The following is a 23,211-nucleotide window of genomic DNA, read 5'->3' as shown; positions in this document are numbered from 1 at the left end:
TGGACTGACCTCTGTTGGACCTGTTGGAGATCAACTCCAGTGCAGGGTAGGCATGTCGGGACTGGATAAACGCTGAAGGCATCTAAGCGTGAAGCCACCCTCAAGATGAGATATCCCATCGCAAGAGTAAGACCCCTTGAAGACTACGAGGTTGATAGGGCTAAGCTGTAAGTGCTGTAAAGCATTCAGGTGATAGTTACTAATAGGTCGAGGGTTTGACCAATGAGGTTAAATGTTTATCGGATAGAGAATGATGGATTACTGAGAATAATTGATAATGTGGTGTACAGTTTTCAAGAGACGATACCTAATATAGATATAAGCTTTAGAAGTTCCGATGGCAACATCGGAGCTTTTTTTGAGGTATAGGAAAGTGCCATGTAATCTAAACCCTTTAGCCATTGATGAATACGAACATGTCGATCCGGCTGTACTTTCAATCATAAACAGCATGTCGTAAGACATGCTGATGCCCCCAGGCGGCGAGGCTGTTTCGGCGTTAGCCGAAATCAAGCGAAAATGCCAGCGTGAAGCGCATTTAAATGGCATTTTCTCTCTCGAGTGGGCCGGTGCCGTCCCGCCCTATTTTCCATCATAAAATAATGATTATAATAAACATACAATAAGTTATATTTTACTCTATCTCCATCGCCTAAGTATAATGTTAGTAATAAAATTTGTCAGTCTGAATAGCAGTATAAAAGCAAATTAACGTTCCTCACAGAACAGGAGAGAAAGTTTGAAAGTAAACTTTCAAACTTAATTAGTGGGTCATATACAAATTCGAGCAAGCTCGATTTGTGCATGACCCAAGGAGGTAAAAATGAGAAAATTTAGAACAGTATTCATGCGTGGCGGTACATCTAAGGGGTGTCTTTTCAAGAAGGAAGACCTTCCGGCAGACAGAGCAGAGTGGGATGATATATTTCTACAGGTAATGGGTTCTCCAGATCCTAAGCAGATCGACGGAATGGGCGGAACAGTATCATCCAACAATAAAATTGTTATCATATGGAAATCCGAAGAACCGGATGTAGACATTGAATATCTGGTTGGACAGGTCATAGTCGGAAAAAGACAGGTGGATTACAAGTCAAACTGCGGAAATATGACTGCGGCTGTACCTGCATTCTGTGTAGAAGAAGGAATGGTCGATATTAAAGAGCCTGTAACAACAGTAAGAATGCTCAATAAGAACACAGATAAATATATCAATGTGGACGTTCCTATAGATCCTGAGACTCATACCTTTGCAAATGACGGAAACTGTGAGATAGCCGGTGTTGACGGCACAGCCGCAGAACTCAGGGTTGATTTCCTGAATCCGGCAGGCTCTAAGACAGGGAAACTGCTCCCAACAGGAAATGAAGTTGATGTTCTCGACATTCCCGGATTCGGAAAGATAGAATCAACCATTATAGATGTGTCAAATCCTATCGTACTTGTAAAAGCTGAAGACATCGGAATGAAGGGAACAGAACTTCCGGATCAGATAAACAACAATAAGGAGGTCATGGACCTTCTTGAAAAGATCCGTGGGACTGCCTGTGTAATGATGGGATTTGCGAAGGATCTTAAGGAAGCCACAGATAACCAGCCGGGTGTACCGAAGGTCGGATTCGTGACTACTCCGAGAGGATACATTGACATAGAAGATAAGGAAGTTGCGGAAGATAAGATGGATGTCTGCGCAAGAGTCATTTCGGTATTCAAATGTCATAAGGCTATTCCACTTACAGCAGCAAGTTCAGTATCTACGGCGGCGTTCCTTGAAGGCACTATCGTAAATAAAATAGTGGCAGCAAAGGATGACCGGAAGACAGTTCGCATAGGACATCCAAGCGGTGTGATGACTATGGTTCCTACTGTGGTAAAGGAAGGAAGAAATCCTGCGGACTATAAGATTCCGGGAGTTGCAGTACAGAGAACAGCAAGAAGAATCATGGACGGATATGTATATATCAGATGATGAAATAATCTTATAGATCATATATAGGCCGGTAAGGCCGATTAAAGACGGATGCAGGTTAAGGAGCGTGTCAGACGCTTAAACCTGCATCTTTTTTTGCGAAAAAGTTAAGACCGATTCAGGAACTAACTAAATTAAAGATAAATAGTAACGAAATAAAAAAATTTGATATACTTATAATAAATAAAAATAGTTAAAATAAAATATAAAGTAAAATTAATAGAAATAATTATTTATTTTATCATTTTTGATCATTTGTCGCTGTATAGGTATGGAAGAAAATACGAAATTACTTATTAAACTTAATAATGTAGGAAAAATCTACAGAAACGGCCAAATAGTCTATGAGGCGCTGCATGATGTGAATGTAGAAATCATGGAAGGCGAACTTGTTGTCATACTGGGTCCCAGCGGATCAGGAAAGAGTACTTTGCTTAATCTGGTTGGAGGACTGGATGCAGCCACAGGAGGTTCTATCTTTTTTGGCGGAGAAGAAATAACTGCATTCGATGACAGAAGACTGGGACAGTTCAGAGCCAGGGATGTGGGAATCATATTCCAGTTCTATAATCTGGTTCCATCCCTTACAGCCTATGAAAATGTAGACCTTATGAGAGACCTTGGTATAGACATCATGAATCCCCTGGATGCTCTCGACCTCGTCGGACTTAAAGATAAAAAGGATAATTTTCCTTCCCAGATGTCAGGTGGTCAGCAGCAAAGAATCGCCATAGCCAGAGCTATAGCCAAAAAGCCCAGGCTTCTTTTGTGCGATGAGCCTACCGGAGCTCTCGATACAAATACAGGCCGTGAAGTTCTTAAGCTTCTGCAGGATCAGAGCAGGGTAGAGGGAAGAACCGTTGTCATGGTCACACATAATGCTTTGTTCGCTGAGATTGCGGATAAAGTTATCATGGTTAAAAACGGTACGATAGATGAAATAGTCATTAACGATAATCCGAAAGATGCTTTTGAATTGAATTGGTAAGATGCTATGAGTAAAAATCTTGGAATCAAGCTTATCAGGGATTTGAAGGAAAATGCAGTACAGTTCCTTGCTATTTTTTTGATGTGCTTTTTTGCCATGTTCATAATGGAAGCCTTTGACTCTGTTGTTTCCGGACTGGGAAAATCTGTAGATGAGTACTTTTTTATAACAAATTTTATGGATGTGTATGTTGAGGGTGAGAGCTTTTCCAGAGAGGATCTGTCACTGGTGCAGAATCTTCCGGCGGTAAAAAAAGCAGAGCTCCGGCATACAGTTAACGGAAAGATAAATCTGAATGGCGTAGAAAAAAAGCTGGAATTCAATTTTATCGAAGATAATGCGATTTCAAAGATGCTGCTCCACAAGGGAGTCCAGTATGAAAGGGATTTGCACGGTATATGGATAGACAGGTATTTCGCCGAGAAGCAGGGTATAGATGTAGGAGATAATCTCTCGCTTATATGTGATAGTACAGCATTTGATGAGATAGTCATGGGGATAATGGAGAATCCCGATCACACATACTTTAAGATAGATGATACATATACGGAGCCTGATATAGGAGCATACGGGTATGCATTTCTGGATTCAGGAGATTATCCGGGACAGGACTTTCAGTTCGACAGCATGTACATAGATCTGAAAAATGTCACTAATCAATTTGAGCTTACCGATGCTGATAAAAGGGAGATAGAAAAAGCCAAGTCAGAGATACAGGAGCTTTTTAAAGATAGGAATATTACCTGCGTATCAAAAAAGGATGATGGAGGATATGATTCGATACACAGTGATCTTGATGCGGATGAGACTCTGGAAATAGTTTTTCCCTGCCTTTTCATCTCCATCGCACTTCTCGGTATCGTGTCTACCATGACAAGACTTGTCCTGAAGCAGCGAACCATAATAGGAACATTTAAGGCGCTGGGATTCGCCCAGGAGACCGTTTTTATACACTATATAACATACTCGGTTGTGGTATGTCTTATGGGATGCATAACAGGTGCTGTGGCAGGATGGTACAGTTTGGGTATATATATCTTTGATGTTCTTAAACTGTATTACAGTCATCCCTTCGGCAGGATGGAACTATCATCAAGAGTAGTGATAGTCATATCTATTGTCGCAGCGATGTCGGCCATGACCAATTACTTATCCTGCAGAGGTATCCTGTCTTTGAGAGCCTCAGAGATATTAAGACCTGAGCCCCCTGCCATGTCAGGTGCGGGATTTATAGAAAAAACACCAATCTGGAACAAGCTGAGCTTTGCCAGCAGATGGAATATCAGAGACATTAACAGGAATAGGGTGAGGACCCTGGCAGGTATAGTCGGAGTTATGCTATGTACAGCTCTGATGCTTACGGCTTTTGGTATGGATGAACTCAACAAGGGAGTTGAGAACTGGAAATATCTGAGACTCACACCTGCTAATTTCGAGGTCGGGTTTACAGCCGGGACCGATTACAACACCGTTTACGACTACTCCAGGAGATTCAGGGGACAGATGGTCGAAAAGGTGCAGACCGATGTGACAAAAGGCGACGAAATAGGTCTGTATTATGTAACTGTGATGGATAAGGGAAACCTGTATATGTTTCAGGATGGCGATGGGAACTTCATGAACCTGCCGGAAAGGGGAGCTGCTGTAAGCTCAAAGGTTATGAATGAGATGGGGCTGAATATCGGAGACGAGGTAAGCTTCCGGATTCCCGGTGTCAGGGATAAATTCAAGGTCAGGATCTGTGATGTTTTTAAGGCACCCGATGAACAGGGCATAGCCATGAAACGAGAGTACTTTGAAAGCATTAATGGAGAATTTAAGCCAAATCTTCTGTTTACCAACATGACTGTGCCTAAACGATATGTTACGGAAAGAGAAGAAATACTGAGCGTTTTTTCGAAGAACGAGTACATAAGAGCGATGAATCTGAAAAGAGCCGCAACGGACCAGGAGGTTTATTATGTAATGACTATTGCAGTGATGCTCGGAATAGTCGTTATGTATAATCTCGGTATTTTGTCATTTGTGGAAAAGGTCAGGGAGGTGGCCACACTCAAGGTACTTGGCTTTTCAACCGGGAATATCCGTTGGATTCTGAATCAGCAAAGTATAATCATCGATGGTATAGGCACTGTCCTGGGGCTCATACTGGGAAAGACGATACTGGTTTTTACTATGGACAATATAGATTATTCATCTGATTTTATTTATAAAATCAGTCTGATGCCGTATCTGCTTTCGATATTAGTTTCATTTGTTCTTTCAGTCACAGTCAATGCCGTAATCTCATCACGGGTAAAAACTATAAATATGGTTGATGCATTAAAGGGAGTAGAGTAATGATTAAAAATGTTAAACGTGGAATAATAGCTCTTTTATGTATAGCTTGTGTGGGTGCAGCTGTCTGGTATTTTCTTCAGCCTGAAGAAATGATAGTTGTCGTGGCAGAGAAAAGCACCATAAGCCCCGAAATCAACGGTACCGGAAGAATCTCCGGAGGGAAAAAGATAACTGTATATTCTGATGTGTCCGGTATAGTGGATTCAAAAACGGTTCAGATAGGTGACAGGGTGAAGTCGGGAGACAAACTGGTGAATTATGTCATGGACAATCAACAGCTTTTGGTGGATCTGGCCAGAACCGATGCCGAATACAGTAAGAAGATACTAAGTGCCGATAAGGATCAAAAGGCCAGGTATGAAAGGATGATGAATGATGCCACAGCACAGATAAATAACTGTGCCATGACATATACACAGCTGGAAGAGAAGCTGAGAACCATGACCAATGAAAGCTATGCGGATGATCGTTTTATAGCTGATGTGAAAAAGCAGTATGACTCGGATATCCTAAAGCTCCAGCAGCAAATCAGCCAAAAGCAGAATAGTGTTGCGCAGACAGAGGTTGAACTAAAGAAAATTGAATTGCTCACAGGTGATGAAGAGGAAGCCAGCAAAGAAAAAGTGGACAAAAAAACGGATAAGGCAATTGATTACCTGGAGAGCATATCAGAGTTGAACAGAAAGCTTACTGATATTGAGGTCGATAAGACCACTCTCCCGGAGGAAGGTATGGATGCCGCCACACATGAGAAGTATCTGGAGATACAATCAAACATGGAAACAGTCATGAGAATGTGGACGGAAGCAAGGGCACAAAAGGAATTTGCCCAGACCATGCTTTTGACTAACGGATATATAGAGAGCAGAGAACAGCAGGTTGCTTTGGATGACAGGAATCTTGAGAATGCTGAAAAGAATTATGCTGCCGCACAAAAAGGAACTTCAGCCACAGCAGACGGTATCATAACTGCCTGCTTTGTAGATAAAGGTGCTGCAGTTGAAAAGGGCGCAGCTATAATGGAGATAGAATCTGATGATGAATACCTTATAAAGATGAAGGTTTCAAAGTTTGATATAACATCAGTGAATATCGGTCAGAAAGCAGATGTAAGAATCGGTGACAAGTTATATGAAGGCGAAGTAGAAAGAATTAATCAGTCAGCGGAAAATGATTCAAGCGGTAAAGCCAAGGCCGTAGTAGAGATAAGGCTGAATACAAAGGATGAACTGATAGTCGGACTGGATGCGGATGTTACTTTGAAGCTGGATGAAAGAGCAGATACTCTGGGAGTGCCTAATGAATGCATCTTCGATGATGATGAGGGCTCGTATATTTATATGATTAAAGAAGGCGTTGTTACCAAGGTATATGTAACTACAGGTCTCAGAGATGATCAGATGACGGAAGTAGATGGTATAAAGGAAGGTGATCATGTCATAATGGATCCGTCTGTTATAGAATTTGTAGGCGAAGAAGTGAAAGAAATCGTTTATAATGAAGAGTGACAGACATTATCATTAAAAGGGATTGGATCTATGGATTTTAGAGAATTGACTTACATAACTGCTGTTGCCGATAACCACTCAGTCACTGAAGCAGCAAAACAGCTGTATATTTCACAGCCTTCATTAAGTTATATTATTTCAAAGGTGGAAGAGGATCTCGGGGTTAAGCTCTTTGACAGAAAGACTAATCCCATAACTCTTACCTATGCCGGTGAACGATATGTCAAGACAGCCAGACAGATACTGGTGCTGAAGGACAATCTGAGGCGTGAGCTTTCGGATATCGGACACGGAAAGAAAGGGCGCATTAACATAGGCATCCCGACTGAGCGTGCAGGATATATGCTTCCAAAAGTCATAGGAGCCTTCAGGGAGATATATCCGAACATCAAGATATATCTTCAGGAGTCCAGATCAGAGGAAATAATAAATAATCTGATGAATGATAAGATCGCATTCTGTGTACTTCCGGGAGGGAAAGAACATTTGCCTGCGGGAGTGAATGTCGAGTATATCTATACCGAAAAGCTGTATCTTGTTGCCGGAAAGGGCATGATAACTGATGATATGATCATCAATCCCGGAACCGAGGAAACTATTCCTGAAGTGGATTTAAGTAAGCTCAATGTTTTTCCCTTCATCATTATGAAGAAAGGTCAGTATATACGCCGTAAGGTGGATGATGTTTTCAGAAGATTCGATTTTGTTCCGAAGGAAATAATGGAGGTATCGAGCTGCATTTCGGCTACACAGCTCGCAAGCTCAGGCCTCGGAATCACCATAGTCCCGGAAAGGGCCATAGAACCGCTGAAAAATGCAGGCTTTGAGGTTTTCAATTACAGTGAGGAAAGCGACAGCTGGGATGTGAACATCGTCTATAAGGAAAACGTATACCTGGATGAAGCGGAGAGGGCTCTCATAAGAACCATGAGAGAGGTGTTTGCCAGATATCAGGGAATAAAGCCGGAGATGATGTCCTGAGAGTTCCGGAATGATAGGTATGAGTCTGATCCAATAGAAAACCCGCTATTTAATAGAAATCAACTATAATAAACATACATTTCAATATATTGTACTTATGACTACGAAATCCCTATAATCAAATTATGATTGTAGGGATTTTTGTAAAGGAGAAAACATGGTTAGACTGACTGATCACGGTGTTTTTATTGATGAAAAGTATGAGATGATTCCAGGCTTATCTGAAAGACCGATGGGAGCTCCGGAAGATGCTTCGGAAGTCGAAGAAGGCCGTAAAAAAACCATGGCCTACAGGATATTGTCCGGGCATAATCATAGCGGAGACATGAAGAATCTGAAACTCGGGTTTGACTGTATGGTCTCTCCCGATAACAATTATGTAAATATCCTTCAGACAGCGAGAGCTGCGGGACTTAAGGAATTTAATATACCTTATGTGCTTTCAAACTGCCACAATACACTTTGCGCCGTAGGCGGAACCATTCTTGAGGACGATCATGCATTTGGTCTTTCCAATGTCAGGAAATACGGTGGTATCTTCCTGCCTCCATACAGAGGAGTGCTTCATCAGTATATGCGTGAAATGATGGCAGGCGGAGAGAAGATGATCCTTGGCTCAGATTCTCATACCCGTTACGGTGCGCTGGGCACTATGGGTATAGGAGAAGGCGGAGGAGAACTGGTAAAGCAGCTCGTTGGACATACCTATGACATTCCGTATCCAAAGGTAATCGGTGTAAGACTCACAGGAAGTCCAAAGCCGGGAGTAGGTCCGATGGATGTGGCGCTTTCACTTATAGGAAAGACTTTTTCCAATGGTTTCTGCAAGAACAATGTTCTGGAGTTTATGGGTCCGGGAATCAGAAATCTTTCCATGGAATTCCGTATGGGCATAGACGTCATGACTACGGAATCCGCAGCCCTGAGTTCTATATGGTGTACGGATGAGCTGACGGAAGAGTACCTTGCGGAGCACGGAAGAGCAGAGGCATATAAGAGACTGGAACCGGAGGCTGGCGCCTACTATGATAAATTTATAGAAATAGATATGGATTCAGCAGAACCTATGATCGCGCTTCCATTCCATCCCTCCCATGCCATGAGCATCAGAGAATTCAAATCTGATATGGACAGGATTCTGAGAGAAGTTGAGGATGCAGGTAATGCAATAAAGGGAGATAAAGGAAAACCTTTCAGCCTCAGGCAGCATATAAAAGATGGGGCATTCTATCCTGATCAGGCCCTGGTATCCGGATGTGCCGGAGGACTTTTCGAGAACATCGTAGCTGTTTCTGACATTCTTAAATCAGGCACCGGAAATGGGATTTACGGAATTAAAGGACAGGAGCTTAATCTTCATGTGAACCCGGCATCACTTCCTATAATGGAAGATTTAATGACCAGAGGAATAGGTTCCGAACTTGCACAGGCAGGTGTTACCATGCGTCCATGTATATGCGGGCCATGCTTCGGAGTAACCGATGCTCCGGCCAACGACCAGCTTTCCATACGTCATGTGACAAGAAACTATCCAAACCGTGAAGGTAGTAAACCTACACAGGGACAGATGGCTGCGGTGTGCCTTATGGATGCAAGATCAATAGCTGCAACCGTAAGGAACGGCGGAAGGCTTACCGCTGCCACAGAGCTTCAGGATGTTGAATATCGTGATATAAGGCACATTTTCAACAAAAAGATTTATGAAAATCAGGTGTTTGACAATTTTGGACATGCAGATCCCGATGCAGAAATAGTCAAGGGTCCTAATATCGCTGACTGGCCTGAAATGACGGGACTGAAGGATGATCTTCTTCTGAAGGTCGCAGGATCATATAAGGGCTCTGTTACAACAGACGAGCTTATACCCTCGGGAGAGATAAGCTCATATCGTTCAAATCCTGAAAAGATCTCAGGCTATACCATGGTATCCAGAGATCCGCAGTATGTACCTCTGGCAAAAGCAATAAGAGACATAAGTACCAGACCTAATCTTCAGGAAACTGCCAATGCTGTTACCTTCGGGTCTGTCATGATCTCTGATCAGATTGGTGACGGTTCAAGCCGTGAGCAGGCAGCATCCTGTCAGAAGGTTCTGGGTGGATTTGCAAATCTTGCAAATGAGTACTCAACAAAACGTTACAGGAGCAATCTTATTAACTGGGGACTGCTTCCTCTCCGGACAGAGGAGGCTCTGAACATATCCGTTGGATCTTACCTTTATATCAAGGATATAAAAAGCATACTGAAAAACGGAGAAAGCGAGCCTGAAATCATGATTCTTGACGGTGATTTCGAAGTGAACAGTGAAGAAGAGCTTAAAGGACTCAGCGCTTCGGATATAGAAAAGCACAGGACAGGCAGCATTAAGGCTACTCTTGATAAGTTAACGGTGGAAGAAAGAGATATCATAATTTCCGGCAGTCTCATCAATTACTACAAAAAATAAGTCTCATATGTCTTTAAACGTAAACTTGAAAGAAAAACGCGTTCTGTTTGGAGCGCGTTTTTTATGCGTTATAGGAGATATTCGGAAAAATAATAAGGACACGGTTGACAAGTCTTTATTACTGGTTTATGATATGAACCATAAGAGATAAGGACACACGAAACAAGTCCAAAATAACGTGATACTAAGTTAGCTGATATTGATGATAACCGATAACAAACATAAATATTGACTGACATCTAACACAAACGAACAAACAAAGAGCAAAGAAGCGGGAGGTAAGCCATGAGAGCAGCAGATGACAAAGCAGTAAAGACAGTAACATTTTTCAGAGGCGACGGAATCGGACCTGAAATTTCAGATTCAGTATTTGCCATTTTCCAGGCTGCACATGTTCCCGTTAAGTTTGAGATATTTGATGTGGGAGAAGCAGAGTATAACAGAAACGGAAAGCTTATTCCTGATGATGCGTTTACATCTTTTGAAAAGACAAAGGTTCTTCTTAAGAGCCCTATCACAACACCTGTTGGTAAGGGATTCCGTTCTCTCAATGTAACAATGAGAAAGAAGTATGATCTTTATGCAAACTTCCGTCCGGCGAAGTCAAATTCAGCGGTTCCGACACCATTCCCGAATACAGACATTGTCACATTCCGTGAGAATACCGAAGACCTGTATGCAGGAGTTGAGGAGAAGATTTCAGACAATGAGATGCACAGCATCAAGATCATCACAAGAGACAAGTCAGAGAGAATCTGCCGCTCAGCTTTCGATTTTGCAGTACAGAACGGACGTAAGAAGGTTACATGTATTCACAAGGCCAATATCATGAAGCTTACAGACGGACTTTTCCTGGATGTATTCTATGAGGTAGCAAAGGATTATCCGGATATCGAAGCAAAGGACATGATCGTAGATGCATGCTGCATGAATCTGGTTCTTGATCCTTCAAAGTTCGACGTTATGGTAACAGAGAATCTTTACGGAGACATCATCACAGATCTTACATCCGGGCTTATCGGAGGCGTAGGTCTTATGCCTTCTGCCAATGTGGGAACCGATATGGCCATGTTCGAGGCAGTGCACGGTTCAGCTCCTGATATCGCAGGAAAGAATATAGCAAATCCTACAGCATTCCTCTGGTCAGCATGTATGATGCTCGATCATATCGGACTCAATGAGTATGGTGATATGATCCGTACAGCTATCAAGAATGTTATGGACGAAGGTATCCATACAACAAAGGATATCGGCGGAAAAGCTTCCACAACCGAGTACACAGATGCTGTGATTAATGAGGTTAAGAAGCTTCTCGCAATGGCTGCATAAGATATATGAATGGCATCCCGGGTGCCGGAAGCAGGATGGATAAAAAGATATTCAGGCAAAAGGCACGAAGGGGCGTAAGGCAATAAATTAAGCTTATTAATGAGTTGGCAGGGTGCAAAATTCTGCTGTTCCCGGAAAATGTACACAGAGGTCTATCAAGGAAAAACTTGGTGCGGCCTCTGTGTTTTTTTGATTTGATTTTCTATACTAAGATATGAGTGCAAAGCGGTTAGATACCGACAATAGTTAATAATTAATGATCTGGCGTCGATAATAAGTTTGGGAAGGAATAGTCAAACTTTACTATTTTTGAGGGGGAAGATATGCTTAAGAAAATAGTTATCGGTATTGTGGGCTTTATTTTGGGATTATGTACAACAATCTTTGCAGCTGAACCAAAGATAAGCATGAACATAAAATATGTTGACTGCTATGAATACAGTACTTTGACATGCAAAAACAGGACCAATGGATCTATTATGTGGAGTAAAAATCTGGATCCATTACCGGCGACAGAATTGACAAGATCCCAGTTTCTCGGGATAAATAACGGCTATGCCTATGTCCTTCATGGAGGAACTGTAATGATGCTTGATCCTGAGACAGGGGCCGTAAAAAAAGAGAATCCTGATTTCGGAGGAGCAAGTGCTTTATGGGTGTTCAGCTCATCAGGTAAACTTTATATGTGTGGATATTATGGCCCTGATCTTTATGTGATTGATAAAGACGGGAAAACCGTAAGCAGGGTGGAAAGCATAGACAACCGGTATTATTGGCCGGAATCCATGAAATTCTCCACAGGAAACAATCTCGTTATAACCTATGGATCTAAAGAAGGAGCAGGGGAAGGGGAGTACTCTGTAGAATTTGATGTGACAAAGTATTTTGGAAAAATAGATTAAACATAATTTAAAACGAAATCATTTTGGGCATCGGTATCTTTGAGAAATACGTAAAATGAAGAAGAGCAGGACATCCGGTTTAGGATGAGCTGCTCTTTTTTTTGAGATTGTTTTTGAATGGAATCAAATACTTATGTCGTGGATAAGCCAAACGGATGGGAAAAAGAGAAATTCCGCTTCGGTTTAAGTGAAGTCTCTGACTATCTTTATATACTCGGTTGCATGATAGGGCAGGTAACTGTTTTTTCTGTAGGCCGCTACAAAATTGATGGGTGTACTTGGATCTCCGACTGAAAAGAAACTTAGTGGCTTATCAAGCTTCATGTGCTTTAAATGAGTTTCCGTTATGAAGCAGACACCGTAATTTCTGGAGGCAAGCTCGGCTTCGGCACGGATATTGCTTGTTTCGAGAATTACGTTGGGAGTGACATGATGCTGTTTAAAGAGCCTGTCCACAATGGTTCTGGTTCGCTGGTTCGGGTTCTGCATGATGACTCCCTGACCATTTTCTTCAAGGAGCTTAAGATCCAGGTGAGGATAGCGGCAGCCTTCCAAAGGGTAAGCCAACTCGCACAAAGGGTTCTCCGGAGACATTACCAGAACCATCTCCTCGTGGCTGATGACCTCTGTTTCGATATTCGGATTCTCATCAGGCTGATTGTAGAATGCAAGATCAATGTCTCCGTTCAGTATCAGTTCATTCAGATGGCTGGAACTGGCTTCGTGTATCTGGATTCTCACATTAGGATACAGGCTGTGGAAGATGGGCAGGGTACAGGGCAGCATATAGGTGCCTCTCATGGCGGGGAATCCTACATTCAGCAGACCGGAATCATTTTTGAGAATGTCTCCCACTTCCTGATCCAGCTCTTTTTTTATATTCAATATTTCTTTTGCTCTTGCAAGATAGCGTTGTCCGACATATGTCGGAATATATTTGTTTCCGATACGATTGAACAAAGGCTGTCCTACATGGGATTCGGTATTCTGAAGAAACCTTGAAAGTGAAGGCTGGGTAAGGAACAGTGCTTCCGCAGCTTTGGAGATATTGCCATACTTTTCTATTGCAATGATGTATGTGAGATCTTTGAAATCCATGATAACTCCTTTGGAAACATTAAAAACCGGAAAGATAAATCATCTGTAGCAGTTCCCTTCCGTGTTTTATAAAAATAATAAATATTTACCGGCAGATGTGTTTACCGGCGGATGAAATATAAACCCGGGAAAACCATCCAGGCTTATTATATTTTAAGTCATTGTATAAGTATACGTCCAATGCATATATTTTATCGAATAAATGCATTGGATATATAAAAATACAAATGGTATTTTATAGACATAGATAAACAGATGCGCGCTGTTCATTGAAAACTCAGGGAGATATCTCTCATCATCCCCCGGCGAGAGATATTTCCGAAAAGTGAAAAGGTTTACGGAATCTGTCACTTTAGCTGTTTCTGTATCCGTTTTTCAGGGTATGGGACTATATGAAGGAGGTTTGCATGACAGGAGTGCATGAGGGTATGATCAAGCTGCCGGTTTCCATCATCAGAGGAGGAACCAGCAAGGGTGTATATATTTTGGAAGAGGATCTTCCAAAGGATAAAAACGAATGGGACAAGGTTCTTCTCAGAATGATGGGAAGTCCTGACCGAAAGCAGATAGACGGACTTGGCGGGTCTCAGTCCGTTACAAGTAAAGTGGCAATCATCAAAAAGTCAGACAGACCTGATGCGGATGTTGATTATACATTTGCCCAGGTATCGGTAGATAAGCCAATAGTAAGTTACAAAGGAAACTGCGGTAATATTTCTTCAGGTGTCGGACCTTTCGCAATAGAAAAGGGTCTTGTAGAGGCTCAGGAAGGAACTACAAGCGTACGTATATATAATACAAACACAGACAAAATAATCGTTGAAGAAGTAAAGACCAGTAACGGAGAGGTACAGTACGACGGCGATTTCAACATCGCTGGTGTGCCCGGAACTGCTTCACCTATAAAGCTTAAGTTTGTTGATCCGTCAGGAACACTGGGAAGCGGACTTCTTCCTACAGGAAATGTTGTTGATGTTCTGGAGGTTCCGGGATACGGTAAGGTAGAGGTATCCATAGTGGATGCGGCAAATCCGCTGGTTTTTGCCAAAGCTTCAGACCTTGGCCTTAAGGGCGGAGAAACACCTGATGAGATAAACGGTGATGAAGAGAAGCTTTTGCTTCTTGAGAAGGTAAGAGGTCTTGCGGCTGTAAAGCTTGGTCTCATTGACGACTATACAAAGTCAGCATGGGAGACACCGGGAATTCCGAAGATGACATTTGTTGCTGAATCAGCAGATTATGTTACAGCTGACGGCAAGGAAATTAAGAAAGAAGACATTGACCTTCTTTCCAGAATGATGTCGATGCAGAAGGCTCATCCAAGCTACGCCATGACAGGAGCCATGTGTACTGCTGCAGCAGCAGTTGTAAAGGGAAGTGTGGTCAATCAGGTTCTTTCAAAGGGAACTGACACACAGTTTATCCGTATAGGACATGCAAGCGGAGTGCTTGAGTGTGGAGTTGATTATGCGGAAAATACAGAGAATCCTGATGTGCCGAAGATAGATGATACCTTTGGCTTCAGAACTGCAAACCTCATTATGGAAGGAAATGCAGTCATACGACTGGGATGAAAGTATTTTAATCATAGAGTATAGATAAAAAGATACATATATTTCGTCATATTCTTGTGTATCCCGGGGAAGGGGATGCACAGGTAAATGATCATCAAATATTTCAGGAGATAAATATTATGAATTTCGCATTGATTTCCCTTGTCGTACTGGCTATCGTGGTGGCAGTCGGCTTCATAAAGAAGATAAACATCGGATTCTTTTCAGTCGGAGCAGCATTTGTTCTCGGAATGGCGGGAGATATGACCGCAAAAGAGATTTCAAAGGGCTTTTCAAGCTCCATGTTTGTAACTCTTGTAGGTGTTACCCTCTTCTTCGGAATGGCTTCACAGAATGGTACACTTGACCTGTTCTCAAAGAAAATCGTAGCTCTCGTAGGAAAGAGAACTTATCTTATTCCGATTCTCATGTTTGCACTTTCAGCATTTATTTCAGCCATCGGACCCGGACATATCGCTGCCGGAATCCTCATGACAACATTTGCTGTATATCTTGCTTTTGAGCTTGATATCAACCCCATGGCTACAGCTCTTTACGCAAAGCTCGGTGCCAATGCAGGATGCGCTTCAACACTGTCAATGACGGGTATTCTTGCAAAGAACCTTAGCGAGCCTCTCGGATATACAGGTTTCGGTACTCATCTTTTCCTTACAACTCTTCTATCAGGCTTTGTCTTCACACTTATCCTTTATATCTACTACAAAGGCTACAAGGTAAAGGGAGACAACCCTCTCAAGCTTTCAGATATCCCTGCATTTAACAGAGACCAGAAGATCACTGTTGCAGCAATCGTTATCATGGTTGTAGCATGTATCGGTTTCAAGCTTGACACAGGACTTTTCGCTTTCGTTGCAGCAGCAGTACTTATCCTTCTCGGATGTGCAGATGAGAAGAAGGCTATCAAGTCAATTCCCTGGGGAACACTGATGCTTATCTGTGGTGTAGGCGTACTTGTAAATGTTATAGACAAGCTCGGCGGTATCACACTTGTATCTGATTTCTTAAGCGCACATATGAACGAGCATACAGCAGCGCCTGTTATGGCAGCTACTTCAGGTATTCTTTCATGGGTGAGTTCAACAACAGGTGTTGTAATGCCTACACTTTATCCTATCTGTGACAACATTGTTAAGACATTCGGATCAAATGTAAGCTATGTAGAGCTTATATCGGCGGTTACAGCTACATCTTTTGCTGCAGCTATCAGCCCTCTTTCGACAGGCGGTGCTATCATCATGTCATCTTACTCAGCAGCCAAGGAGACAACAACAGATGAGATGAACAAGATGTTCAAAACTCTTTTCCTCTTATCAGTAATGAACGTTGTTATCAATGTAGTTATGGCAGCTCTCGGAGTATTTAACCTCGGCGGACTGTTCTACTAAGGATTTAAAAGTACCGGTTTTATTGAAAACTGGTTATAAGTAAGACCGGTACATTTTTATTGTATATGGTATAGGTACAATCCTATACATCAAAATGTATACAATAGGATAAGCCTATAGTTGGCATATAGATATAAATATTTTACTATTGTGCCATGTCAAATTAGAATAAATACATAAAAAATAAAACACAGAGAAATAGAAAAAAGCGATATAATAGACATGTTTGTTATCGATATAAATGTGAAATATTGTATAGATTGCTTAGTATCTAAGAGCTCTTATGTTTAATGTTGTTCCCCCAAAGGGATATCACTAAGGAGGTTTATTATGGTCAAGCTTCATGAAGGCGGCGTATATCTGGTAAACGGAACAGAACTTGTTCCCGAGGCAGAGGAAGCAAAGGTTGAGCAGCTCACTGGCAAGGCTGCAGATAAGGCAGAGGCAAAGAAGGGTACCATCGCTTATGGTATCATGAAGTCACACAACACAAGTGATACTATGGATAATCTTAAGATCAGGTTCGATGCTATGGTATCTCATGATATCACATTCGTAGGTATCATTCAGACAGCAAGAGCTTCAGGTATGGAGAAGTTCCCGCTTCCTTACGTTCTTACATGCTGCCACAATTCACTTTGTGCAGTAGGCGGAACCATTAACGATGATGACCATTATTTCGGTCTTTCAGCTGCAAAGAAGTACGGCGGAGTTTATGTACCTCCTCATGTAGCTGTTTGCCACCAGTTTATGCGTGAGAAGTATGCAGGCGGCGGAAAGATGATCCTTGGATCAGATTCACACACACGTTACGGCGCACTTGGAACCATGGCTATCGGAGAAGGCGGCGGAGAGCTTTCAAAGCAGCTTCTTGAGCAGACATACGATGTTGCATATCCGGGTGTTGTTTGCGTATACCTTACAGGAAAGCCTGCACCGTTTGTAGGACCTCATGATATTGCTCTTGCCATCGAGAGAGCTGTATTCAAGAACGGATACGTAAAGAATAAGGTAATGGAGTTTGTAGGCCCGGGCGTATCTTCCATGACAACAGATTTCAGAAACGGTGTCGACGTTATGACAACAGAGACAACCTGTCTTTCATCTGTATGGAGAACAGACGATGATACTAAGGCATTCCTTACCATGCATGGCAGAGGGGATGACTTCAAAAAGCTTGATCCTGCACAGGTTGCATACTATGACGGCTGCGTAGAGGTTGATCTTTCAGAGGTTCGTCCTATGATAGCACTTCCTTTCCATCCTTCAAATGCATACGAGATCACAGAGCTCTATGACAATCTTGAGGATATCCTTCGTGAGACAGAGAAGGAAGCCGAGAGAGTAGCTGAAGGAAGAGCGCACTTTACACTTCTTGACAAGATCACTAAGGATCACAAGCTTCAGGTACAGCAGGGTATCATCGCAGGATGTGCCGGCGGTAACTATACAAACGTTGTTGAGGCGGCTCATGCACTCAAGGGCAAGAGCATAGGTGACGGTGAGTTCTATCTCAGCGTATATCCGTCATCACAGCCTGTTTACACAGATCTTGACCGTAAGGGTCTTCTTGCAGACCTTATGGATGCAGGTGCTATCATCCGTTCAGCATTCTGCGGACCTTGCTTCGGTGCCGGTGATACACCTGCCAACAACGCACTTTCAATCCGTCATACAACACGTAACTTCCCTAACCGTGAGGGTTCAAAGCCGGGTAACGGACAGATGTCAGCTGTATGTCTTATGGATGCACGTTCTATCGCTGCAACAGCAGCTAATGGCGGTAAGCTCACTTCTGCTGAAGAGCTTGACTGCTGGGGCGATATCCCTGAGTACAACTATGATGACAAGGCTTACCGCAACAGATTATATCAGGGCTGGGGTAAGGCTGATCTGGATCAGGAGCTCCGTTTCGGACCGAACATCAAGGACTGGCCTGAGCAGGAGTCTATGACAGACAACATCCTTCTCAAGGTGGCTTCAAAGATTCTTGATCCTGTTACTACAACCGATGAGCTCATTCCTTCAGGAGAGACTTCGTCCTACAGATCAAATCCGCTGGGACTCGCCGAGTTCACACTTTCAAGAAGAGATCCTGAATACGTAGGCCGTGCAAAGGCTGTAAGAGATCTTGAGGATAATCGAAAGAAGGGTACTGTTCCTGCTGAGATCGCTGATGTATTTAAGGTTATCAACACAATTCCGGGTCAGGAAGGTGTTAATGCTTCCGACGTAGAGATCGGTTCAACCATCTACGCAAACAAGCCGGGTGATGGTTCGGCCCGTGAGCAGGCTGCTTCATGTCAGAGAGTACTTGGCGGACTTGCTAATATCACTCAGGAATATGCTACAAAGAGATACAGATCCAACTGTATGAACTGGGGCATGGTACCTTTCCATCTCAAAGGAGAGCCTGACAAGTTCGATGTAGATGATTACATCTATGTACCTGGCATCAGGAAGGCGCTTCAGGATGATAAGCTTGAGGAAATAAAGGCTTATGTAATAAAGGAGGGCAAGGCTATAGAGATAGAGCTTTATGTTCTTCCTATGACTCCTAATGAGCGTCAGATCGTTCAGGACGGATGCCTCATCAACTTTAACAAGTTCGGACACTCAAAGAATTTTGCATAATTTAAAATCGGATAAATCAGTATTTATAAGCCCCGGACAGCTGTCCGGGGCTTTTTTTCCGTCATTAAGAACGGGTGAAATATGCTCTTAATTAAAAATTAAGAATTTTAATAAGGATAAATATTCGTAATCATAAGTGTCGGAAAACTCTTAAAAAGGAAAATGAAAAATTATTTTATAATAATTTAAGACATGATAAAGCGTTTTCATGGTGAAAATAATAGGAAAAACCTATGACTGCCATAACGATATAACTATTTTACTATGGTCGTCGTGGGTATTATTATTAAAATACTACAATTAAAAAGTTTAAATTCCACCATTGCTAGGATATAATTGCTAGTAGTTGGGGCGTGAAACCTAAGCGCTGTGGGATGTGAATATGATGAGGACAAAAAGCCGCTTTTATCGCATATTTTGCGACTTTAGAGACTCATCGTAAGAAGAACTTTATGTAACATTGTTTGCGCGGGATTAAGGGGAAAGATCCTGCATCCAAGGAGGAAACTATGGAAATTAAGAAACCTGCTGTAGCGGGCACTATGGAATCCAGTGACTGCCAGGTTACTGTTGAGCCTGGAGAGGGAAAGATCGATTTCACTTTGGACTCTGCAGTTGCTCATCAGTTCGGAAATCAGATCAAAAAGGTAACACTTGAGACACTTAAAAATCTTGGCGTTGATAACGTAAAGATTTCCATCGTTGATAAGGGCGCTCTTGACTGCACAATCAAGGCTCGTATCGAGGGAGCTGTGTTCCGTTCAGTAGACCAGTATAAAGATTTACCATGGGGAGGTGCAATCAGATGATTGAGAATCCTAATAAGAAAAGATTAAGAAGATCCATGATGTTCCTGAATGCTCAGAAGCCTTCACTCATTAAGGATCCGTATATTTACAAGATTGACTCTCTCATGCTGGATCTTGAGGATGCCGTTGCTGTAACTGCAAAGGATACTGCAAGATTTTCTCTTTATCATGCTCTTCAGACCATCGATTACAGAGGATCAGAGCGTGTAGTACGTATCAACGGTCTCGATACTGATCTCTGGGAAGAGGATATCCGTGTTTGCGTAGCAGGTGGTGCAGATGTTATCCGTATCCCCAAGACAGAGGATGCTTCCATGGTTCGCGCGGTTGAAGAGAAGATCGTAGCAGCTGAGGAAGAGTTCGGAAGAGAGCCGGGTTCAACTCTCATCATGTCAGCTCTTGAGTCCTGCAAGGGTGTTATGAATGCATACGAAGTATGTACATCATCAGATCGTATGATCGGTGTTGCCCTTTCAGGCGGTGACTATACAAAGGATCTTCAGACACGTATCACCGGAACAGGTGTTGAGCTCATGGGTGCTCGTCAGCAGATGATCATCGCAGCTCGTGCAGCCGGTGTTCAGTGCTTTGATACAGTTTGGACAAACCTTGATGATATGGAAGGTTTCCGTAAGGAAGTACAGATGATACATGATATGGGATTTGATGGTAAGTCATGTATCAACCCTCGTCAGATCGATATCGTTCATGATATTTATACCCCTACTCAGAAGGAAATCATCTTCGCTGAGAAGGTTATCAAGGAAATCGATGACAAGAAGGCAAAGGGCATCGGTGTATTCACTGTTGACGGAAAGATGATCGATATCGCTTTCTATGACGGTGCAAAGAGAAACATCATGCTTGCAAAGGCTGCCGGAGTTTATAAGGGGGATCTGTAATTATGATTAATGCAGTTGGTAGAGATATACCTGAGGAAATCTTAAAGGCAACAGGTAAGGAAGTTTTCCAGGGTACTCATCACTTTGATGGTTATGAGTATCAGACAGCTTCTCATAAGGTAAAGTGCGTAATTAATTCAAACGGCACAAAGCTTGTTGACAATATTCATGATGTACTTGTTAAGTGCGGAATCAAGGATGGCATGACACTTTCATTCCATCACCACTTCCGTAACGGTGATAAGGTTCTTAACATGGTTATGGAAGAAGTACATAAGATGGGTATCAAGAACATTACAATATGTGCTTCATCACTTGGAAGCCAGAATGATCCTATCGTATACATGCTTGATGACGGAACAATCACAGAGATCCAGTCATCCGGTGTTCGTGGACAGATTGGTAAGGCAATCTCAGAGGGAAGACTTCAGGGACTTGCTATCATGCGTTCACACGGCGCACGTTCAAGAGCTATCGAGAGCGGCGAGACTCACATCGATATCGCATTTATCGGTGCTCCTACAGCAGATGAGTACGGTAACCTTAATGCTAACGGCGGTAAGGCAGACTGCGGTGTTCTTTCATATTCAGCAGCAGATGCTATGTATGCAGACCGCGTAGTTGCTATTACAGATACACTTGTTCCATTCCCTAATCTTCCTGCACAGATCACACAGACTTATGTTGACTATGTAGTTAAGGTTGACGAGATCGGAGATCCTACAAAGATCGCTACAGGTGCTGCAAAGCCTACAACAGACCAGAGAAAGCTTCTCATGGCTAAGTACTGCACAGACTTCGTTGTAGCTACTCCTTATTTCAAGGAAGGCTTCTCATATCAGACAGGTGTCGGCGGAGCTTCTATCGCTTCAACAAAGTTCCTTGCTGAGATCATGAGAGAGAAGAACATTCACATGTCCTTCGGTGTCGGTGGTATCGCTAAGCCAATGTGTGATCTCCTTGAGGAGGGTCTCATCAAGACTCTTGTAGATACACAGGACTTCGATCAGGATGCTATCAAGTCTGTTGCAACAAATCCTAACCATCACTACATCACAGCAAGTGAGTATGCTGATCCTTTCAACAAGGGCGCTTATGTTAACAAGCTTGACTTCGTTATCCTTGCAGCTCTTGAGGTTGATACACACTTCAACTGTAACGTAGTAGTAGGTTCTGACGGTGTCATCACAGGTGCTCAGGGCGGACATCCTGATACTGCTGCAGGTGCTAAGTGTACTATCGTTATCGCACCTATCATGCAGGGAAGAATTCCTACAATCTGCACAGATTGTACAACTGTTACAACTCCGGGTGAGGACGTTGACGTTGTTGTTACTGATTACGGTATCGCAATCAATCCTAAGAGAACAGATCTTATCGAGGCTACAAAGGATAAGGGACTTCCTCTCAAGACTATCGAGGAGCTCAGAGATATTGCTTACAGCATCACAGGCGAGCCAGAGAAGGTTCAGTTCGGTGATCGTGTAGTTGGTATCATCGAGGGACGTGATGGAACTATCATGGACGTCGTTCGTCAGATCAAGAAGTTTGAGTTCAGTAACTGATATGGTTTGAATTTAAATATAGTGTAAAGAATACGGCGTTGTGGCGATCAGGGGGATAAGCCACAACGCCGTCTTTCTGTTTCGGAAAATGGACTATGACAGATAATTTATATTTTGCAGAGGGTCAGCCCTTTTCGGGAAGGGAACTTGACAGACTGAAGGCTTTTCTTAAACAAAGAGGCCTTGATTACGATGAAAAGATCACACATACAGTATGCATCATGGATGAAGATACCGGTGAAATAGCAGCTACAGGGTCTCTTAGTGGTATAATACTGAAGTGTGTTGCAGTTTCAGAAAGGCATCATGGACAGGGACTTCTGAATGAACTGATGACCAAGCTCTATGAGATCATGTTCAGTAAGGGAACTGCTCATTTTGTCGGTTTCACCAAGCCTAAAAATCTTCCTGTTTTCAGTCATATGGGGCTTTACCCCATAGTTTCAACAGAACATATCATTTATCTCGAGAATCGAAAGGATGAGTTCACTAAGTTTCTTACTAAGCTTAGAGAAAAGGCAGACAGAATGACAGAAGAAAGAGCTTCGGAAAGAAACGATGAAGTGATGAGAGAAATCTGTGAAGAAATAGTGGAAGAGGAAATCAGGAGCTGTGCTGATGCAGGCTCACCGGACACAGATGTTTTTCCTGGGTATCTGATACCTCCACAGGATATGCCTGACTATTTTATACCTGATAAAGAAAACTCAATGAGCTACAGGCAGGAGCTTTTTGATAAGCTTAAAGAGACAATAGCTGAAGCTGTCATGTGAATATGAAC

Annotated in this window: 16 protein-coding genes and 1 rRNA gene; 16 read left to right on the top strand and 1 reads right to left on the bottom strand. The window is 42.6% G+C overall.

The window, feature by feature from the left end:
• The 9 genes from T515_RS01285 to T515_RS01245 form a co-directional block, all read left to right on the top strand.
• Positions 1-223: ribosomal RNA gene (locus T515_RS01285) — 23S ribosomal RNA — on the top strand; the annotation flags it as partial.
• 600 nt (positions 224-823) lie between these two features.
• Positions 824-1,969 (top strand): 2-methylaconitate cis-trans isomerase PrpF family protein, encoded by a 1,146-nt coding sequence (locus T515_RS01280; protein ID WP_036606595.1) that lies wholly within the window; start codon positions 824-826, stop codon positions 1,967-1,969.
• A gap of 361 nt (positions 1,970-2,330) precedes the next feature.
• Positions 2,331-2,957, top strand: coding sequence for an ABC transporter ATP-binding protein (locus tag T515_RS01275; RefSeq protein ID WP_330372620.1), 627 nt, complete (start codon positions 2,331-2,333; stop codon positions 2,955-2,957).
• 6 nt (positions 2,958-2,963) lie between these two features.
• Positions 2,964-5,297 (top strand): ABC transporter permease, encoded by a 2,334-nt coding sequence (locus tag T515_RS01270; RefSeq protein WP_036606591.1) that lies wholly within the window; start codon positions 2,964-2,966, stop codon positions 5,295-5,297.
• On the top strand, positions 5,297-6,805 hold the full coding sequence (locus T515_RS01265; RefSeq protein WP_036606589.1) for an HlyD family efflux transporter periplasmic adaptor subunit: 1,509 nt from the start codon (positions 5,297-5,299) through the stop codon (positions 6,803-6,805). Before T515_RS01270 ends, T515_RS01265 begins: the two co-directional genes overlap by 1 nt.
• Positions 6,806-6,835: 30 nt before the next feature.
• Positions 6,836-7,786: a LysR family transcriptional regulator gene (locus T515_RS01260; RefSeq protein ID WP_036606586.1), complete on the top strand. Its 951-nt coding sequence runs from the start codon at positions 6,836-6,838 to the stop codon at positions 7,784-7,786.
• Between the two features lie 157 nt (positions 7,787-7,943).
• Entirely contained in the window at positions 7,944-10,232 is a 2,289-nt protein-coding gene (locus tag T515_RS01255) for a hydratase (RefSeq protein WP_081832610.1), read from the top strand.
• A 285-nt stretch (positions 10,233-10,517) separates the two neighbouring features.
• The gene (locus T515_RS01250; RefSeq protein WP_036606585.1) at positions 10,518-11,561 is read left to right on the top strand and encodes an isocitrate/isopropylmalate dehydrogenase family protein; all 1,044 of its coding nucleotides are present in this window, start codon (positions 10,518-10,520) and stop codon (positions 11,559-11,561) included.
• Positions 11,562-11,884: 323 nt separating this feature from the next.
• Positions 11,885-12,463, top strand: a complete 579-nt coding sequence (locus T515_RS01245) for a hypothetical protein (RefSeq protein ID WP_036606583.1) — start codon at positions 11,885-11,887, stop codon at positions 12,461-12,463.
• A gap of 183 nt (positions 12,464-12,646) precedes the next feature.
• Here T515_RS01245 and T515_RS01240 read toward each other — a convergent pair whose 3' ends face one another.
• Positions 12,647-13,561 (bottom strand): LysR family transcriptional regulator, encoded by a 915-nt coding sequence (locus tag T515_RS01240; RefSeq protein WP_036606581.1) that lies wholly within the window; start codon positions 13,559-13,561, stop codon positions 12,647-12,649.
• A gap of 407 nt (positions 13,562-13,968) precedes the next feature.
• Here T515_RS01240 and T515_RS01235 point away from each other — a divergent pair, with 407 nt between their 5' ends.
• The 7 genes from T515_RS01235 to T515_RS16235 all read left to right on the top strand — a co-directional run bounded on the left by T515_RS01235 (position 13,969) and on the right by T515_RS16235 (position 23,203).
• Positions 13,969-15,135: a 2-methylaconitate cis-trans isomerase PrpF family protein gene (locus tag T515_RS01235; protein ID WP_036606579.1), complete on the top strand. Its 1,167-nt coding sequence runs from the start codon at positions 13,969-13,971 to the stop codon at positions 15,133-15,135.
• A gap of 119 nt (positions 15,136-15,254) precedes the next feature.
• A complete protein-coding gene (locus T515_RS01230; protein WP_051671303.1) occupies positions 15,255-16,520 on the top strand; it encodes an SLC13 family permease in 1,266 nt (421 codons plus the stop codon).
• 330 nt (positions 16,521-16,850) lie between these two features.
• Positions 16,851-19,154 carry a hydratase gene (locus tag T515_RS01225; protein ID WP_036606577.1) on the top strand — a complete coding sequence of 768 codons (2,304 nt, stop codon included), beginning with the start codon at positions 16,851-16,853 and terminating at the stop codon, positions 19,152-19,154.
• Positions 19,155-19,663: 509 nt separating this feature from the next.
• Positions 19,664-19,963, top strand: coding sequence for a citrate lyase acyl carrier protein (citD, locus tag T515_RS01220; protein ID WP_036606575.1), 300 nt, complete (start codon positions 19,664-19,666; stop codon positions 19,961-19,963).
• Complete coding sequence (locus T515_RS01215; RefSeq protein WP_036606707.1) at positions 19,963-20,865, top strand: aldolase/citrate lyase family protein; 903 nt, start codon at positions 19,963-19,965, stop codon at positions 20,863-20,865. Before citD ends, T515_RS01215 begins: the two co-directional genes overlap by 1 nt.
• Positions 20,866-20,867: 2 nt before the next feature.
• Positions 20,868-22,430, top strand: coding sequence for a citrate lyase subunit alpha (gene citF / locus T515_RS01210; protein ID WP_036606573.1), 1,563 nt, complete (start codon positions 20,868-20,870; stop codon positions 22,428-22,430).
• Positions 22,431-22,525: 95 nt separating this feature from the next.
• The gene (locus T515_RS16235) at positions 22,526-23,203 is read left to right on the top strand and encodes a GNAT family N-acetyltransferase (RefSeq protein ID WP_051671302.1); all 678 of its coding nucleotides are present in this window, start codon (positions 22,526-22,528) and stop codon (positions 23,201-23,203) included.
• Positions 23,204-23,211: the final 8 nt, after the last annotated feature.

The organism is Oribacterium sp. P6A1 (assembly GCF_000702885.1).
Lineage (GTDB): Bacteria > Bacillota > Clostridia > Lachnospirales > Lachnospiraceae > Oribacterium.
Note: the sequence above shows the minus strand (reverse complement) of the source record. Positions and strands in the feature narration are given on the sequence as shown.